Source organism: Oceanisphaera ostreae (assembly GCF_042676125.1).
In the GTDB taxonomy this organism is placed as follows: domain Bacteria; phylum Pseudomonadota; class Gammaproteobacteria; order Enterobacterales; family Aeromonadaceae; genus Oceanimonas; species Oceanimonas ostreae.
Genome location: NZ_JBHTJS010000048.1, coordinates 100,144 through 118,326 on the forward strand (window position 1 = coordinate 100,144; position 18,183 = coordinate 118,326).

General features: G+C 50.3%; 16 protein-coding genes. 7 read left to right on the plus strand and 9 right to left on the minus strand.

Features of this window, described 5'->3' with window-relative positions:
• Positions 1-173 precede the first annotated feature (173 nt).
• Both ACFQ1C_RS12880 and ACFQ1C_RS12885 read right to left on the minus strand, forming a co-directional pair.
• The gene (locus tag ACFQ1C_RS12880) at positions 174-3,278 is read right to left on the minus strand and encodes an efflux RND transporter permease subunit (protein ID WP_379559021.1); all 3,105 of its coding nucleotides are present in this window, start codon (positions 3,276-3,278) and stop codon (positions 174-176) included.
• Positions 3,265-4,296, minus strand: coding sequence for an efflux RND transporter periplasmic adaptor subunit (locus ACFQ1C_RS12885; RefSeq protein ID WP_379559022.1), 1,032 nt, complete (start codon positions 4,294-4,296; stop codon positions 3,265-3,267). Before ACFQ1C_RS12885 ends, ACFQ1C_RS12880 begins: the two co-directional genes overlap by 14 nt.
• Positions 4,297-4,704: 408 nt before the next feature.
• Between ACFQ1C_RS12885 and xthA the strand changes: the two genes are divergently transcribed.
• Positions 4,705-5,511, plus strand: a complete 807-nt coding sequence (gene xthA / locus ACFQ1C_RS12890) for an exodeoxyribonuclease III (protein ID WP_379559023.1) — start codon at positions 4,705-4,707, stop codon at positions 5,509-5,511.
• A 362-nt stretch (positions 5,512-5,873) separates the two neighbouring features.
• Here the strand turns inward: xthA and tilS are convergent, their stop codons facing one another.
• Entirely contained in the window at positions 5,874-7,190 is a 1,317-nt protein-coding gene (tilS, locus tag ACFQ1C_RS12895) for a tRNA lysidine(34) synthetase TilS (protein ID WP_379559024.1), read from the minus strand.
• 237 nt (positions 7,191-7,427) lie between these two features.
• Between tilS and ACFQ1C_RS12900 the strand changes: the two genes are divergently transcribed.
• The 6 genes from ACFQ1C_RS12900 (at position 7,428) to ACFQ1C_RS12925 (ending at position 11,506) form a co-directional block, all read left to right on the plus strand.
• The gene (locus tag ACFQ1C_RS12900) at positions 7,428-7,964 is read left to right on the plus strand and encodes a septation protein A (protein WP_379559025.1); all 537 of its coding nucleotides are present in this window, start codon (positions 7,428-7,430) and stop codon (positions 7,962-7,964) included.
• 105 nt (positions 7,965-8,069) lie between these two features.
• Positions 8,070-8,369 carry a YciI family protein gene (locus ACFQ1C_RS12905; protein ID WP_379559026.1) on the plus strand — a complete coding sequence of 100 codons (300 nt, stop codon included), beginning with the start codon at positions 8,070-8,072 and terminating at the stop codon, positions 8,367-8,369.
• Positions 8,370-8,542: 173 nt separating this feature from the next.
• The gene (locus tag ACFQ1C_RS12910) at positions 8,543-8,839 is read left to right on the plus strand and encodes a ComEA family DNA-binding protein (RefSeq protein WP_379559027.1); all 297 of its coding nucleotides are present in this window, start codon (positions 8,543-8,545) and stop codon (positions 8,837-8,839) included.
• A 179-nt stretch (positions 8,840-9,018) separates the two neighbouring features.
• Positions 9,019-9,906: a UTP--glucose-1-phosphate uridylyltransferase GalU gene (galU, locus tag ACFQ1C_RS12915; protein ID WP_379559039.1), complete on the plus strand. Its 888-nt coding sequence runs from the start codon at positions 9,019-9,021 to the stop codon at positions 9,904-9,906.
• A gap of 69 nt (positions 9,907-9,975) precedes the next feature.
• Positions 9,976-10,677: a DnaT-like ssDNA-binding domain-containing protein gene (locus tag ACFQ1C_RS12920; protein WP_379559028.1), complete on the plus strand. Its 702-nt coding sequence runs from the start codon at positions 9,976-9,978 to the stop codon at positions 10,675-10,677.
• A complete protein-coding gene (locus ACFQ1C_RS12925) occupies positions 10,661-11,506 on the plus strand; it encodes a DnaA ATPase domain-containing protein (RefSeq protein ID WP_379559029.1) in 846 nt (281 codons plus the stop codon). Before ACFQ1C_RS12920 ends, ACFQ1C_RS12925 begins: the two co-directional genes overlap by 17 nt.
• Positions 11,507-11,589: 83 nt before the next feature.
• Here ACFQ1C_RS12925 and ACFQ1C_RS12930 read toward each other — a convergent pair whose 3' ends face one another.
• The 6 genes from ACFQ1C_RS12930 to gcvT all read right to left on the minus strand — a co-directional run bounded on the left by ACFQ1C_RS12930 (position 11,590) and on the right by gcvT (position 17,895).
• Positions 11,590-11,832 carry a hypothetical protein gene (locus tag ACFQ1C_RS12930; protein ID WP_379559030.1) on the minus strand — a complete coding sequence of 81 codons (243 nt, stop codon included), beginning with the start codon at positions 11,830-11,832 and terminating at the stop codon, positions 11,590-11,592.
• A 3-nt stretch (positions 11,833-11,835) separates the two neighbouring features.
• Positions 11,836-12,231, minus strand: a complete 396-nt coding sequence (locus ACFQ1C_RS12935) for a phage holin family protein (protein ID WP_379559031.1) — start codon at positions 12,229-12,231, stop codon at positions 11,836-11,838.
• A 140-nt stretch (positions 12,232-12,371) separates the two neighbouring features.
• Complete coding sequence (locus tag ACFQ1C_RS12940; RefSeq protein WP_379559032.1) at positions 12,372-12,689, minus strand: DUF883 family protein; 318 nt, start codon at positions 12,687-12,689, stop codon at positions 12,372-12,374.
• Positions 12,690-13,261: 572 nt separating this feature from the next.
• The gene (gene gcvP / locus ACFQ1C_RS12945; protein WP_379559033.1) at positions 13,262-16,147 is read right to left on the minus strand and encodes an aminomethyl-transferring glycine dehydrogenase; all 2,886 of its coding nucleotides are present in this window, start codon (positions 16,145-16,147) and stop codon (positions 13,262-13,264) included.
• A gap of 223 nt (positions 16,148-16,370) precedes the next feature.
• Complete coding sequence (gene gcvH / locus ACFQ1C_RS12950; RefSeq protein WP_379559034.1) at positions 16,371-16,760, minus strand: glycine cleavage system protein GcvH; 390 nt, start codon at positions 16,758-16,760, stop codon at positions 16,371-16,373.
• A gap of 31 nt (positions 16,761-16,791) precedes the next feature.
• A complete protein-coding gene (gene gcvT, locus ACFQ1C_RS12955; protein WP_379559035.1) occupies positions 16,792-17,895 on the minus strand; it encodes a glycine cleavage system aminomethyltransferase GcvT in 1,104 nt (367 codons plus the stop codon).
• Positions 17,896-18,183: the final 288 nt, after the last annotated feature.

The window sequence follows — 18,183 nt, forward strand, 5'->3', positions numbered from 1 at the left end:
CGCCGCTCTTATACCGTCATACCGGACTTGCTCCGGTATCTAGCTTTGTCTTTTGAAGGCTCTAAACCTAAAGCGAGATTCTGACTTTCGTCAGGATGACGGCATAAACCAAAAAACACATCCACGCAGATGCATGGATGTGGGCATGTTTGTGTTTAGCTTGGTGCTCGGCGCTAGGCGCTAGGCGCTTCCGTCTGCTCTTCAAGCGCGGCTTGCAGTAACCGTTGCTGGTGCTCGGGCGATTTAGTGCCACGGGCCAACAGTCGATACATGGCGGGCACAATAAACAGCGTCAGGAGTGTCGCTAACGACACTCCGGCAAACACCACTATACCGACTGCTTGGCGGCTTTCGGCACCTGCGCCGCTGGCTAAAATCAGCGGGATAGAACCAATAATAGTGGTAAAGGCGGTCATTAAAATCGGCCGTAAGCGACGTACCGCCGCTTCTACTACGGCCTCGTTAAAGGCGTAACCGCGATCGCGCAGCTGGTTGGAAAACTCCACAATCAAGATGCCGTTTTTGGTCACCAGCCCTATCAACATTACCATAGCAATCTGGCTATAGGCATTCAGCGTCATGCCCGCAAAATACAGCCCCAGCAAGCCGCCTACCAATCCCAGAGGCACGGTCAACAACACGATAAAGGGATGAATAAAGCTTTCAAACTGTGCCGCCAAAATCAGGAACACCACCACCAGCGCCAGCCCAAAAACAAAGGCTACATCACTTTGGTTGCTCTTGTATTCCAGTGACTCGCCCTTATAGTCGACAATGGCATAATCGGGCAGATTATCGCGGACCTGCTGATCCAGATAATCCAGCGCCTCGCCCAGGCTATAACTGCCGACTAGGTTGGCGCTCAGGGTAATGGCTTTTTTACGGTTGTAGTGGTTAAGAGAAGGCGAGGCGCCCTGCTCGTTCAAAGTGACGAGGTTATCCAGCGAGATCAGGTCACCATTGCCACCGCGCAGATAAATGCTGCTGATATCACTCAGCTGGCGAAAGGCATCTTGTTGCCCTTTCAGGTACACATCGTATTCCTCTCCCTGCCGCTCGTAGGTGGTAATCGCCTGCCCGCCCAGCATCACGTTCAGGCTATCGGCCACATCGGTCACCGAAATGCCCAGCAGGCCGGCGCGTTGCTGATCCACTTCCACCAACAGCTCGGGTTTGGTTTGCGCATAATCCAGGTCCAGATCGCTCAGGCCCGGGTTGTCTCGGGCAATCACGCGTAATTGCTCGGCCCAGTCGTACAGCTCATCAAAATCGGCACCGCCCAGCACAAACTCCACCGGCGAGCTGGATCCGCCTCGAATGGACGAAGGTAAAATAGGGATCACCAACACATCGGCCACGTCTTTGGTCAGGCCGCGAATACGCCCGACTATGGTCTCGGCCGACTGTTCGCGTTCACTCCAGGTTTCCAGGCTGGCAATGACCATGCCGCTGTTCACGCCACCGCCAAAGCCGGGGGTGCGCACCGTTAAACTGGTAACAAGGCCTTCTTCCTGCAAGGGGATGAGTCTTTGCTCCACTTCACCCATGACACGACTCATGCGCTCGAAGCTGGCCCCTTCGGCGCCCTTGACCATGACAAACACCACGCCTCTGTCTTCTTTGGGGGTCAGACTTTGTGGCACTTCCTTAAACAGTAGTGTCATCCCGCCCAGCGCCAGCACCATGATTAATGGTGCCCACCAGGGTCGCTTCAGGTTAGCGCCCAACAGACGGCGATAGCTTTGCTCCAACCGGGCAAAACCCGCATTAAAACGCGTGGCCAGCCAGCTGGGCGCTTGGTTGGCCGTTAATATCTTGCTGCTCATTACCGGGGTGAGCGTTAATGCCACCAAAGAGGAAAAAATAACGGCGCCTGCCAATAGCACCGCAAATTCGGTAAATATTCGGCCAATAATGCCGCCCATAAAGACGATGGGTAAGAATACTGCCACCAGCGTCAAGGTGGTGGCAATCACCGCAAACCCCACTTCACGGGCGCCATGATAAGCCGCCGCCAGCGGCGAGCGCCCCCGCTCCAGATGATGGTAAATATTCTCGAGCACCACTATGGCATCATCGACCACTAGGCCGATGGCCATAATGAGCGCCATCAGAGTGATCAGATTGACCGAATAACCCAGCGCATAGGCCAGTATAAAGGCGCTGATCAGCGAGACGGGGACGGTCACGGCGGGGATCAGGGTAGCGCGCACCTGCCCCAGAAAGATGTAAATTACCAATACCACCAGTCCCACGGTGATCAGCAAGGTTTGATACACCTCACTAATGGCGCTGTCGATAAATACCGAGCTGTCGTACGTCCAGGTCAGCTCGGCACCTTCGGGCAAGAAAGGCTGTTGCGCCACTATGGCCTGCTTGACCTTTTCCACCACTTCCAAGGTATTGGCCTGGGTTTGCTTTACGATGCCCAGCCCCACCACGTTTTGACCATTAGAGCGAAACAGGGTGTCTTCGGGTTTTTCACCCTCCCATATATCGGCCACATCACTTAGATAAACGCGGCTGCCCGAGTCGATACGACGAATACTCAGGCTGTTAAAATCGGCGGACTGGTCATAGCCCCGCTGAATGCGGGCGGCAAAATTCTGCTGGCTGTTCTCCAGGGTGCCGGCTGGCAGCTCAACGTTTTGCAAGTGAAGCGCGGCACGAATATCCGCCACGGTAACGCCACGCGCCGCCATGGCGATGGGATCCAGCCGAACATTCATCACCCGCTCTTTGCGCCCGCCCACCCATACCGAGCTGACACCGTCGAGCAAGCTGAAACGATCGGCCAGCACGTTTTGGGCATAATCGCCCAGCGCCAGCGGCGACATGCCCGTCGAGCGCAGCGTCACCCACAAGATCACGTCGTTGCGGCCCGTGTCTTTGGTCACTATGGGGGCGTCGGCCTCGTCAGGCAGGCTACGAGAGGCTCGGGCGACTGCTTCACGCACGTCGCTGGCGGCATTATCCAGGTTGCGGGATGGATCGAATTCAATGGTGATGCTGGAGCTACCATCGCTGGTGCTGGAGCTGATATATTTAACATCGCTAATGCCCGACAGCTCGTCTTCCAGGCGTTTGGTCACCTGGGTTTCTAATACGCTGGCGCTGGCACCGGTATAGTTGGTGCGTACCGTCACCACCGGCGAGGTGGTGTCGGGCATTTCTCGCAGCGGCAATTCGAAAAAGGAAATAATGCCAAACACACACAGCATCAAGCTGAATACGGTGGCCAGCACCGGCCGCGCAATAGACAGATCAGAGAGCTTCATTGATCACCTCTACCTGGCTGCCTTCGCGCACCTTAACCGTGCCTTCGCGGATCACCTGCTCGCCCACTTCAAGCCCATTGGCAATGGTAACCATGTCTCCTAAATTAAGGCCAGTGCTCACGTTACGGCGGCTGACTTTACCTTGATCATCCACCACGTACACATAACGCTGCTGGCCGGCATACAGCAGGCTCTGGGCAGGTATCGCCATCTGAGTGTTATTGGCAATGACCAATTGCACCCGCATTAACATGCCGGGCACCAAGAGCCCGTCGCTGTTATCAAACACCAGTCGCACCTCGGCATTCAGGGTATCGCTGTTCACGCTGGGGGCAATCACCGCCAGTTCACCAATAAATACCTGCTCGCCATAGGCCTGGGTGTAAGCGGTCAGTTGTTCGCCCACGCTCAGCTTGCCAAAGTATTTTTCGGGCACCGCCAGATCGAGCTTCAGGCTACTGATATCCAGCAACTCGGCCACAGGCGTATTAGCCGCCAGCAACATGCCGGGCGCCACATCGGTTAACCCCATCACGCCGGCAAAAGGGGCACGCAGCGTTAAATAATCCGCTGCTACTCGGGCGGCGGCCAGCTTGGCTTCGGCCATGGCGACGGCGGCCTGTTGGCCGTCCACCTCGGTTTGGGTAACCGCCTTGCGCTTGAACAGGGTTTGATAGTTTTTGGAAATACGTTGTGCATCCATGAGCACGGAGCGGGCTTCACGCACCGCCGCCTGTGCCGCCCGGTCGTCCAGGCTTAATAACAGCTGATCTTTCTTAACCACCTGGCCCGGCACAAAGTGCACTTGTGTCACTCGCGCACTCACCTGCGGAGCAATGGCCACCTGCTGGTTTGCCTTCAAGGTACCTATCAGTTCTATATTTGCGGAAATCGGTTGTTCAGTCACCCGTACCGTGGTCACCACAGAGCTACGCTGCGCCAATGCGGTGGCCGGTGCCAGCACTACCAACGCCAATAGACCCGCTCCTAGCCATCCAGAAAATTTGTTATCAAGCATGTTTTTTTTATTCCTTATACCAGGGTCTGTTGACCTTTCGCGTCTCAAAGGGTCAACAGACCCTAAGCTTGGCTTAGTTTACCTGTTTCCCCACGCCAGACTATGTCAGCAAGCCGCTAAATGTAACAAAGTGTGGCTGAAACCCAGCGCCCGGCGCCCAGTCAAAAGAAAAGCCCCCTGTAGTAGCTGCTTTAGCTGCTTTAGCTGCTAAATCCTGCGCAGCAGGATCTGGTGCTCGGATTAAAAGTGATATGGCGATATATGAAATACCGGAGCAAAGATACCGCTGCGCGGCATTGCGCAGCTGAAGCAGCGCCTACAAAATGACTTCACCCTTCACCGCCAATGTTTCGCTGAAGACGCTGTTTTTTGCTAGCATAGCGCCATATTTTTGTATCAGGTGTCGCTATGAAAGTTATCTCCTTTAATATCAATGGACTTAGAGCTCGTTTGCATCAGTTGCAGGCGATTATCGATAAACATCAGCCGGATGTCATCGGCCTGCAAGAAATCAAAGTGCACGACGAAGTGTTTCCGGTGGAAGCGGTAGAAGCCATGGGTTATCAGGTGCACTTTCATGGTCAAAAAGCCCACTATGGTGTGGCCTTACTGAGCAAACAGACACCGCTAGAAATTCGTAAGGGCTTTCCTGGTGATGAAGAAGATGCCCAACGACGCATGATCATGGGTCGCTTTGCTCGGCCTGACGGCAGCGAAGTCACCATATTAAACGGCTATTTTCCACAAGGTGAAAACCGCAAGCACGAGACTAAATTTCCCGCTAAAGCGCGTTTTTATGAAGATCTACAAGCGTATCTCACCGAATATCATCAGCCCGATGAAGCGGTCATTGTGATGGGGGATGTGAATATTTCGCACACCGATCTCGATATCGGCATTGGCGAGCCAAACCGCAAGCGTTGGTTACGCGATGGTAAGTGTTCATTCTTGCCAGAAGAGCGGGAATGGATGGAACGCCTGCTTAGCTGGGGCTTAACCGACACTTGGCGCTTACAAAACCCCGACACCACAGCTCAATATTCGTGGTTTGATTATCGCAGCCGCGGTTTCGACGACAATCGCGGCCTGCGTATCGACTTAGTGCTGGCCACCCAGCCGTTAGTCGAGCAGTTAGTTGAAACGGGCATCGATTATGAGCTACGCGGTATTGAAAAACCGTCCGATCACGCGCCAATTTGGGCGACGTTTAAATAAAACCCAGTGAAGGGTGAAGCGGAAAGTGTGAAGAGAACGGCATAAACACCAAAACTATATATTTGCCACGGAATCTACGGAAGAACACGGAAAAATCAAGATGAGATAAGATCGAAAAACGATTAAGAGACTTGGATTTTATAAGATCTTACTAATAAAGTGTTTTTCAGATTTGTCTCTATTTTTCCGTGGGATCCGTGGATTCCGTGGCGAAAAAGTCTTGGGGCCCTTTGTTTGGCTCGGTGGCTTGTTCGCTTCATCCTTAACTCTTTACCCTTCACAGAGTCTGTCTGGATGACGGTCAGAGCATCGATTCTGCAGGTTCTAGGTTCGAGGTTAGCTTTTAACTTACAGCTTCTGGCTTAAAGCCTACGGCTTTCTTTCCATTCCATCCGCCAGCCGGCTTCTGCAGGGCTGGTGCTGTACTCTTGGCACACAAACAGGCCGAGGGCTGCCACCAGTGCATCCCCCTGCATCAGCAGCGGAATGTGGGCACGTTGCCAAGGCGGAACGCCGTACTCTTGCCAGAGTTTTTTTAGTGGCCGAGAGCCCACGCGGCCAACCGGCTGGGCGCGCAGACCAGGTATCTGAAACTCAATGCGCATATGCCCCGGATCCAACTCAGCATTTAAATCGGCCCCCTGACTAACGGCACTCAACTTTAGTTGACCAACACCGCAAGACTGCCACTGGTCAGCCATAAGGCTAGCTAAGGGCTGAGGCTCAGCCATTGGCATAGGTACATAAAGAGCACCTTGATAACGGCATATTTTAGACTCTCCCAAACGGACTTCAGGATTGGCGTCAATCCGTGCCTGCGCAACTTCTTGCCAGATGGCCTGCAACTGGCTACGACTCGGATGAACATGATGCAACTGTAACCAGTGGCGTAACACGTTTGCGCGCCGCGCCGAGCTTAATGCTTGTAAGCCGTTAATAACGAGGCCGCCCGCCGTATTCAGCAACGCGGGTAAGTCTTGCTCCGCTACCTCTTGCGCCAAACTCATTTGCTCGGCACATAACTCTGTACTACGAGACAGCGTTTCATTAAATGAGGGCCATTGCGCCAACAAACGGGGCAAAACGCAATTACGCAAAAAATTACGATCAAACGCATTATCGCTATTACTGGGGTCTTCTACCCAGCTCAAATTTTGTTCTTGCGCGTACGCCTCCAATGATAAGCGCGAGCAGCTTAATAATGGCCGCCATTGCTGACCTGGCCCAAAGGGCTTTTGTTTTGGCATGGCAGCAAGCCCTGCTATGCCAGCCCCCCGCTTTAGCGCCAGCAATAATGTTTCGGCCTGATCATCTTGGTGGTGCCCCGTTAATAATATCTCGTTGGGCTGCATCGCATCAGCCAGTGCGAGGTAGCGTGCATCCCGAGCGGCCGCCTCCACACTCACTCTTGGCCCTAACTTCACCTGAACCCTAATTGTTTGGCAGGCGATGCCAAGCCGCTCGGCTACTTGAATACAGTGCGCCGGCCAAGCTGTTGCAGCCGACTGCAAGCCATGAGCAATGTGCAGCGCCCTAACAGCTATGCCCCCGTCTTTTGCTAAACGAGCAGCCAACGCCAGCAGTACGGTAGAGTCTAGCCCGCCGCTAAACCCCACCACCAGCGACGCCTTGGGTGGTAACTCACTCATATTTCGGCAAAATACAGGGTAAATATCCATTATAAAACCTTAAAAAAAGCTGACACTACAGATAGTACCAATTGGGTTGACGCTTCGAGCATATATTTTTAACACTTTATCTGTAACAGGTAAGGCTCGACGGCCACACCGGGTAGCGGACAAGCCTTCAGCTGTGCAGTGTGCTTCTCCTTAGCTCTAAACAAGCAATGCTTTGCCAGCAGTGTGTGCGATAGGTAAACTGTCGTTATATTTGTAGCTTGGCTTGGATTACCTCTAATGAAACAGCTTGTCGAATTTATCCCCCTGATCATTTTTTTCGCGGTTTATAAAACCGTAGATATCTATGCCGCAACCGGTGCTCTAATGGCCACTACTTGCATTCAGATGCTGTTTTTTTGGTTTAAGCATAAAAAGCTCGAAAAAATGCACCTGATTACTTTAGTGCTGGTGATATTTTTTGGCGGCCTGACCATGTTCTTCCAAAACGATGCCTTTATTAAATGGAAGGTAACCGCCGTTAATGGCCTGTTTGCCATCGGGCTGTTAGTAAGCCGTTACGGTTTTGGCAGAAATTTGATCAAGCAAATGTTGGGCAAAGAAATGACGCTGCCCGACAATATCTGGGATAAAGCCAACGTTGCTTGGGCGCTGTTTTTTGCCGTATGCGGTGCACTCAATGTGTATGTGGCTTTCAGCCTGTCGCAAGAGGTGTGGGTTAACTTTAAAGTGTTTGGCTTGTTGGGCTTGACGCTGCTGTTCACCTTTGCCACCGTCATTTATCTGTATCGCCACCAGCAAACTATAGAGAAATAACTCTGCTCACGTTTATTGGTGTTGCAATCAATAGAAGGTTACTTAAGTGACCTTCTATTTTTATTGTTAACCCGTTTTTTCACCCCACAACAAGGAAAACACATCATGTGGTATGTTATTTTTGCTCAGGATAAAGCAAACAGCTTGCCGTTACGTAAAGAGGCGCGCCCCGCTCACTTAGGCCGTTTGCAGGCATTAGCTGAAGAAGGTCGTTTATTAGTAGCAGGCCCAAACCCTGCCATTGATGCCGAAGATCCGGGCGAGGCGGGTTTTAGTGGCAGCACTGTGATTGCTGAGTTTAGCTCTTTAAGTGCCGCCCAAGCGTGGGCAGATGCTGACCCTTATGTGGCAGCTGGCGTATATGAGTCTGTTATCGTTAAACCTTTCAAAAAAGTCTTACCTTAATTTAACCGGCTGCGGCCGGTTTTTTTATCCCCCCTTTCTACCCCTTCCCTGCTCTGCCCCTACCTTCACTGGTTGTTTTTTAAACAATCACTAGCGGTAATGCTACTTATGGTCAAGGCTTAACAGTGTCCACTGGACAAAAAATAAGCACATTCTCATTAAGGAGTGATGGTATGAATAGGACATTACTGTCGACCATGTTGGTCGCACTATTAGCCGTTTCAACGCCAACCTTGGCTCAAGAAACTACCTCCCCACCCGCTCAAGATGCAGTTATTACCAGCATTAACATTAATGATGCCAATGTAGAACAACTCGCTATGTTAACAGGTGTGGGTGCGGCTAAAGCCAAGGCCATTGTTGAATATCGCGAGGAGAATGGCCCTTTTGACTCGGTAGATGACTTAGCGAAGGTCAGTGGTATTGGCCCCGCTACGGTAGAAAAAAACCGACACTTACTCACAGAGTAGCTCGTCAAACTAAACAGATCGGCCAATCTGACCCTCCCAATATAGTCGGGAGGGTCGCTATTGGTTATCATAAGCCATTCTTGTTTATTGTGATGACTATTATGCCCTCGACCAAGCCTTCAGCTACCTCTGCAAATCTCACTGATGACAGCTTTCAGAAAACGACCACAGCATTGCCTTTGATCCGTAAAGCCGTGATCCCGGTTGCGGGATTAGGTACTCGTATGCTGCCGGCCACCAAGGCCATTCCTAAAGAAATGTTACCGGTAGTTGATAAGCCATTAATCCAATATGTGGTTAACGAAGCGGTAAAAGCCGGCATCAAAGAAATTGTGCTAGTTACTCATGCCAGTAAAAACTCGATTGAAAACCATTTTGATACCAGCTTTGAATTAGAAGCCACCCTAGAAAAGCGGGTAAAGCGCCAATTACTTGATGAGGTAAAGCGCATCTGTCCACCCGACGTAACCATCATGCATGTGCGTCAAGGGGAAGCCAAAGGCCTCGGTCATGCTATTTTGTGTGCCCGCCCGCTAGTCGGCGATGAGCCGTTTGCCATTCTGCTGCCCGACGTACTGATTGATGATGCCAGTTGTAATTTACAACAGGACAACCTTGCCGCCATGATCGACGCTTTTAAGAACAGCGGTCACAGCCAAATTTTAGTGGAGCCGGTGGCCGAAGAACAAGTCGACCAGTTTGGTATCGTAGATATTGGCGCTCGCACCTTGGCGCAAGGCGAATCAGCGTCCATTAAAGCCATGGTAGAAAAGCCACTACGCGAAGAGGCGCCCTCTAACTTAGCGGTAGTGGGTCGTTATGTATTATCTGCAGATATATGGCCACTATTAAGCAAAACTCCACAAGGCAAAGGCGATGAGGTTCAGTTAACGGACACCATCGCTATGTTGATGGAGCAACAATCGGTAGCCGCCCATCACATTACGGGTAAAAGCCATGACTGTGGCAATAAGCTGGGTCTGATGATGGCAAATGTTGAGTTTGGCTTACGCCATCCCGAGCTAGGCGAAAGTTTTCGCAGCTATTTAAAGCAGCTTAGCTATTAATAGCTCCATTAAACAACAAAGACGTAACAGAGCAGTGGCAGTCGTTTACTATTGGAGTCGTAACATACAATGACACCGGCAGAATATCAGGCGCTGACCTCCCCTAAGTTATCGCACCCAGCGCGCAGCCTGTATCAGTTGTATCTACAACATCAGGCCCGTGGTGACCAAACTCAAGCACTAGATTACCCGGTGTTAGGTAAAGCATTGGCGGTGCAAGGTGATGGGGGATATCGTTATCGTGTCACGCCCGCTACACTGACCGAGCTCATTGATGAGTTGCTGGCAGTCGGTTTGTTAAGTTTGCTAGAAAACCCGCACCCTCAGCATTACCATGGTGCCGTATTTTCATTGCCGCTAAAACGACTTCAGGGCTTAGTTGCACTGCCTTCTCGCCAGTTTGCTATGCACCCGCAATGGCGACCAGATGAACAGTTCGACGGCTTGGCGCGATTATGTGGTTTACTGGATAGCCATATAGACGAAACCGAATTAGGTGAGTTTATTGCTTATTGGCTGGGCCGGCCCGAAGTGTTTGAAAACCAGCATCAATGGATGTTGAAATTAGTTCGCAAGCTAAAGAACCAACGCAGCATCAAGCGAGTTTCTGCCCCTCAACCGGATGCAGGTTACCAACAGTTGCCAGTCAAAACCGACTCAGGCCCCAGTAAGCGGGCTCAACAAATGATGGCGGAGGCCTTGCGCCTTAACGCCGACACTCCACACGTTAATAAGCAAGAGGACTGCGGATCTGATGAAAAAGACAGCTGAAGAAATTGCCGCCGACCTAAATGACATTGCTCGTCGCCGTCGTCGCCCTAAACCACAAAAAGACACCACCCCAGCCGCTGCCGGTGGTGAAGTAAAGCAGGTGCTTAGCCATCTACAGAAGTTACGCGCCGGTGGAACCCTGCCCGAGTACGATTACTTCGAACTTAAACGCCAATATGAGCAACAAGCAAATATTGATGTGCAACAAGCACAGGCTCAAGCGAAACAGCAACGCACCGAGCGACTGCTAGCTCAGGCCGATCTTAATTCTGAGTGGGTGTTCGACAATATGGACCGGGACGACCCAGCGTTAGGTCACCATATTGATACCGCTCACCATTTTATTAATGCCTTTGACCATTGGAAAGAAAAAGGTGGGGCCGCCATTCTCATTTATGGTGACTTCGGCACAGGTAAGTCAACACTCGCCGGCGCCATCGCCCACGACCTTATTTACCAACATCAAAAGTCGGTTATTTTTCAGCAATGGGCTTCGGTAGTCGATAGATTGTTTTTTGGGGTACTTGAAGAACAAGAAACGCGTAATCAATATCGTCGAGCATTAGAAGAAGTGGACTTACTTATTATCGATGAAGTAGCGGCTAACCGCGCACGGCTTCCTGAAAGTCAGTCGAGCTTTTTGGGGCATTTGTTACGTCGGCGTCGAAACTTAGCAAAAAGTGTCATTATTATCACCAATCATGACCCTCAAGCTTTGCACCGGGCGGTTGGTGATTTTTGCTTTGAAGCCATTAAAGCCTTCCATCCCGTAGATATTGCCCTAAATGGCCCCAGCCGCAGGCCCGATATAGGGGATTATCGAAGCTAACTTAAGTGAAGGGTGTTTAGCTGTTGTGTTGTCCTCTTCACCCTTCACCCTTTACCCATCGCGCTTCACGTACTTTTTAACGGTTAAAAACGCAGATATAGTACCGCTAGCAGGCCGGCACCCAGTAGTAGCTTACTTCTAAGCTTACGCGGCTTGTTAGCCAGCCGCCACACTAAACCGGCCTTGGGGAGTTGGCTGGCAAGATCCAGTAAACCAGCCCCTGCATTCTCTTGCTGACGACGTAGTTGATTGGTCAATAACTTAAGCCGAAGTGCTTCGGCTTGTAGTTGTAATAATTGCTGCTCTTCTTTTAATGACTTGTGCATGGGCTACTCCTTTAACGACCAATCGGCCATGGTCTTTTTGCCTTGCACATAAGCTACATCTTCTTGCAGTTCATGTAGTGTATTCGCCAAAAATCGCCGTTGCCCCGCTAAATTGCGACTAATAGACCAAAATGCCCATATCATCAGCAATAACAATACCGCAGACAAAGTAAAAAACACCCACACTTTAGCAACGGGCGACAACACCACGTTCAAACCAAACAACAAACTAATGTAAGACATTAAAAATAACATTACCGCCATAAATGCCAGTATGCCCAGCCGCACCATGCGCTCTTTTTGTGCAACAAACTCGATACGGGCCATTTTAAAGCGTACAAATAGCAGCTCGGTAACGGTATGCAGCAACTCCTTCAACGAATTGATTTGGCTACTCATTAATAAACCGTCCTTTGCATAAAAGTGCTGTCGGGCATTGGCGTGACCGCAACCCGACAGAGAGTAAAGCTTTATAATACGCGTTAACCATTACCCAGAGCGCCACAACGTTAACGCGGTGCTCTGGTAACACACCGCCCTTAGCGGCCGCAACGGCTTAAAAATGCACCTAAGATCAGGCCAACCACGGCAGCAATACCAATGGCATGATAAGGCTTTTCATGAACTAGATCGTTGGTGCTAGCGGCAGCTTGGCGGGTGCGCTCTATTACAGTGCCTTCCAACTCGGCATACTGCTGCTGTGCCTTGCCTAATTGGGCTTTCAGCTTTTCCTTTAACGCCTTACCTTCTTTAGTGCCATCGTCAACCGCTGCCTTATAGAGCGATTCCGCATCTTTAAGTACCTGCTTTACATCTTCCAGTAGTACCGCTCGTTCTGCTTCATATTTCTGGCTCATAGCGCCTCCTGATAATTAAGTAGTAAAACCGCTTAATGTTGAATATAGCCTATTTACCATATCTACTAACTGCCGTTTTGGCCAGCATTCAACGATAAAACAACGCGTCGTTAAGACTATTTCTGTCGGTGATGAGTTAAGTGATTGGTGTGTATAAGCTCGCCCGCCCCTTTCCTCTTCACCGATTTAAAGACAATACCCAAAGCAACCTACATATTCAGCCTCTTTTTCGTCTGTCACTTTTTCTTAGGTCTAATCTCCGCTGTTACCATCAAGATCCCGTTCAGATCTGCTCTCTATTTTGCCGTGTTCTTCCGTGTATTCCGTGGCAAGAGAATCTTTAGCTTTGTGTTGTGACCTATGTGTTTGAGCACCACAAGGGTGTGCTTGCAGCGTGTCGATGGAGTGGCCCCTTTATTCGGCTTTTACAGGAGGCTAAATAGATCAGTTACGTTCTCCGATAGGTATAACTCATCGCTGCCAGAAACTAAAAAGCAGCCCTTAATTCCTAACGAGTGTTAGGAGTTAAGAGCTGCTTTATATCTAGCTTGGCGCTGGGCGCTTAGTACTATTTATTCATAGGCTGAGGTAGGTAAACAGCTGCAGAATAAATTACGGTCGCCATAAACATCATCAATTCGATTAACGGTCGGCCAAAATTTAGCGCGTCGCACCTCAGCGGTAGGAAAGGCCGCCAGCTCTCGGCTATAGGCGCGGTTCCACTGTGCATCCATAATGTCATCTTGCGTATGGGGTGCATGCACCAGTGGGTTGTCTTCCCGTGTCCAAATGCCATTTTCTACATGACGAATTTCTTCACGGATCTGTTTCATGGCCGCAATAAAGCGGTCAATTTCAACTTTAGACTCCGACTCGGTGGGTTCTATCATTAAAGTGCCCGCCACCGGAAAACTCATGGTCGGCGCATGAAAGCCATAGTCATTAAGGCGCTTGGCAATGTCCATTTCGCTAATGCCACTGCTCTCTTTTAATGGCCGCAAGTCCACGATGCATTCGTGAGCGACGCGACCATTACGCCCGGTATACAAAATGGGATAGTCATCTGCCAAGCTCTTCATCAGATAGTTGGCGTTAAGTATCGCCACCTGACTGGCCCGCTTTAGCCCTTCATCTCCCAGTAATGCGGTATACATCCAGCTGATGGGCAAGATACTGGCTGAGCCAAATGGCGCAGCCGACACGGCACCGTTATCGCGGCTGGGCTTGTCGGTTTTTATCACCGCATGGCCGGCCACAAACGGGGCCAAGTGTGCCTTAACGCCGATAGGTCCCATGCCAGGGCCACCACCACCGTGGGGAATAGCAAAGGTTTTGTGTAAATTAAGATGAGAAACATCTCCGCCAATAAAGCCAGGAGAGGTGATCCCCACCTGCGCATTCATATTGGCACCATCCATGTACACTTGGCCGCCGTGACTGTGGATGACTTCACACACTTCTCGAATGTTTTCTTCATACACGCCGTGAGTCGAGGGGTAAGTGACCATGACGCAAGACAAGTTATCACCCGCCTCTTGCGCCTTAGACTTAAGATCAACCATGTCGATATTGCCCAGTTTATCGCACGCCACCACAATCACTTTCATGTTGGCCATTTGTGCAGATGCAGGGTTAGTGCCGTGGGCAGAGCTTGGGATCAGGCAAATATCTCGATGATGATCATCACGGGATTCATGGTACTTCTTAATGGCCAACAAACCGGCGTATTCACCTTGCGCGCCCGAGTTGGGCTGAATACAAATGGCATCGTAACCGGTAATTTTAACCAGCCAACTTTCTAACTCGGCAATAATTTGCTGGTAGCCCTGAGTCTGGCTCAATGGAGCAAAGGGATGCAGTTGTGCCAGCTCGGGCCAACTAATAGCCATCATTTCGGCAGTCGCATTTAGCTTCATGGTGCACGAACCTAGCGCAATCATGCTGTAATTAAGCGCCATGTCTTTCATTTCTAGCTTATGGATATAGCGCAGCATCTCAGTTTCTGAGTGGTAGCGGTTAAACACCTCGTGGCTTAAGACTGCACTATCTCGCACTAGCTCTTGAGGAATAGAATGACTGCTTTGTGTTGCCTTAATATCCAACTGCTCTACGTCAAGGCCATGGCCTTGCTCTAAGAAAATATCGAACAGCTCAGACACATCGTCACGAGTGGTAGTTTCCGACAATGACACGCCTAATGCATCACTAACATCGGTGCGCAGGTTCACGCCTTGTGCTAATGCTCGAGCGATAATAGCGTCTTTGTCTTGTTCGCTGACTTGCACCGTTATGGTGTCAAACCACGTGTCGTGGCGCAGCGTCATGCCCTGCTGAGTTAGCCCCTCTGCCAGAATATCGGTGAGGCGATGCACGCGGGTAGCAATGCGCTTAAGCCCCTCGGGCCCATGATATACCGCATAAAAGCTCGACATATTCGCCAGCAGTACCTGAGCGGTACAGATATTGGAATTGGCCTTTTCTCGGCGGATATGTTGCTCACGGGTTTGCATGGCCATGCGTAAAGCCGGCTTGCCACGGGTATCTTTAGATACTCCAATAATACGACCAGGCAAAGAGCGTTTATAGGCATCGCGAGTAGCAAAAAATGCCGCGTGCGGGCCGCCATAGCCCATAGGCACGCCAAAGCGCTGAGCGTTGCCTAACACCACATCGGCACCCAGTTCGCCAGGGGCCTTAAGCAGTACTAGCGACAAGATATCGGCCGCCACACAAGCGACGCCTTTTTGCGCTTGTACCCCAGCAATTAATTCGCTGATATTACAGATTTGCCCAGTGGTAGAGGGATACTGAAATAAGGCGCCAAACACCGAATGCTTCAACACCTCTGCCGCAGGCGCTATGGTTATTTCGAAGCCATAATGACTCGCACGCTCTTGCACTACGTCTATGGTTTGTGGGTGTACATCGTCGGCAATAAAAAAGGTATTAGCCTGTTTATTTTTACTGACACGCTTGGCCAACGCCATGGCTTCGGCGGCGGCAGTGGCTTCATCAAGCAATGACGCACTGGCCAAGTCGAGCCCCGTCAGATCTTGGGTTAGTTGTTGGAAGTTGAGCAGTGCCTCTAATCGGCCTTGGGCAATTTCTGGCTGATATGGCGTGTACGCCGTATACCAGCCAGGATTTTCCAGTACATTACGCTGGATCACCAAGGGCACATGGGTGTCGTGATACCCCATGCCGATATAGCTTTTATTGATCTTATTTTTTTGCGCCAGCGACTTTAAATAAGCCAGCGCTTCTACTTCGGTGCGACTAGCGCCAATGCCCAGCGGCTGGTCATTAAGAATGTTGGCGGGCACGGTCTGATGAATAAGTTCATCCACAGACCCAGCTCCGATAACGGTCAGCATGTGTGCAATGTCTTGCTCATTTGGCCCGATATGGCGACCAATAAATGCATTATGTTGCTCAAGTTCAAACAAAGACGGGATCATGTTCACTTCCTTAACCGCTGTCAGTTATAGCGACTGAAAAACTTAAAGAGCATTTTTGCCACAGAAAGTTAATGTGAAGAGTGAAGGGTAAAGAGGACAAGCCTGCAGGCCTGCCTTAAGACTTATTCGCAACGACTCGTTGCAAAAAACAGGTTTAGGCTCGGTTCTGGAATGAGTGTTATGTCGTTCTCTTCACCCTTCACCTTTAACCCTTCACGATGTTTTACTCTTCGTCGATGCTGCTTTGGTATTCAGTTGCATCAAGAAGCTCGTCTAAATCGGACTCGTCTGCCAGCTTGATACGGAACAACCAGCCATCTCCATAAGGATCTGAGTTAACTAATTCGGGGCTATCTTCTAATTCTTCGTTAATGGCAATCACCTCGCCACTTACGGGAGCATAGATATCTGACGCGGCTTTTACCGACTCCACCACCGCACACTCTTCGCTGGCGTCTAGGGTGCGCCCTACTTCTGGTAACTCAACAAACACCATATCACCCAACAAGTCTTGGGCGTGCTCAGAAATACCAACCACGACTTCTCCGTTTGCTTCTAGGCGTACCCATTCGTGGGAGCGGGCATATTTCAGTTCACTAGGAAGATTGCTCATTTAATGGTTCCTTTTAATGCTTAAATTTTTGTTAAATAGCTGCGATAGCTTTACCGAAACGTACGAACGTGGGTTTAACGATAGATACCGACACCCATTTTTTACGCATTTCCACTTCCGCTTGAGTACCAATAGAGCGAGGCACCCGCGCCAATGCAATGCTGTGACCAAGTGTAGGCGAGAAGCTGCCCGAGGTGATAATGCCGTGTTGCTCTTGACCTTGTTCATCAATAAAACGAATTGCGGTACCCGTGCGCAACACGCCTTTTTCTTTCATTACCACCCCCACTAGCTTGGGTTGGCTGCCATCGGCCTTTTGAGCTTGCAACGCCGCACGGCCAATAAAGTCTCGCGAGTCTGGTTCCCAGGCGATGGTCCAAGCCATGTTGGCGGCCAGCGGTGACACTGTTTCGTCCATGTCTTGGCCATACAAGTTCATACCGGCTTCTAAACGAAGGGTATCGCGCGCACCCAGACCACAAGGCTTAACACCGACCGCAAGCAAATTATCCCACAACTCAGTGACTTGGGCTTCGGGCACTATTATTTCGTATCCGTCTTCTCCGGTATAGCCGGTGGTGGCAATAAAAAAATCATCCGCTTGAACACCATAAAAAGGCTTAAGCCCCTCAATGGTTTTATTTTGTTCGGGAGTAAGCACTTGAGCCACTTTGGCTTTAGCATTTGGCCCCTGTATGGCCACCATAGCCAGTTCGGCGCGTTCGGTGAGCGCAACGTCATACTGCTGTTGTTGCTTGTTCATCCACGCCAGATCTTTATCTCTGGTTGCAGAGTTGACGATCAGGCGATAAAACTCGTCAGCCATTAAATAAACAATGAGATCATCAATAACACCGCCTTGTTCATTGAGCATGCCACTGTAAATGGCTTTACCGTTTTCGGTGATACGCGCTACGTCATTAGCGAGTAACTTTTGCAAAAACGGTTTTGCCTCGCTGCCTGTCACATCAACAATCGTCATGTGGGACACATCGAACATGCCGGCGTCGGTACGCACAATATGATGCTCATCCAGCTGAGAGGCATATTGAATAGGCATATTCCAACCGTGAAAGTCGACCATCTTGGCACCCGCTGCTAGGTGCTGTGGGTGCAAAACTGTGTGCTTAATCATTTAATGCGCTTCCTTTTATTCAGGCCGGCCCTATAAGTGATAATCCAATAATACTCTCTAAGTATACTCAAGCAGGCTGGGGATAAAAACAAACTAGAGATAAATCAAGGCCATCGTTTGGCTTTGCTCTTTAAAGTGTGATCGGGTCTACGAGAAAAGCAAGTAACAGAGCCTAATATCCAATACCAAGAGCCTAGCTAAAAGATCGAAACTAAAGATTTTTGTAACTATTCAGCTTCCGACTTGGTGTAAAAAATGCTCGGAAGCTGATCGTTGAATAATAACGTC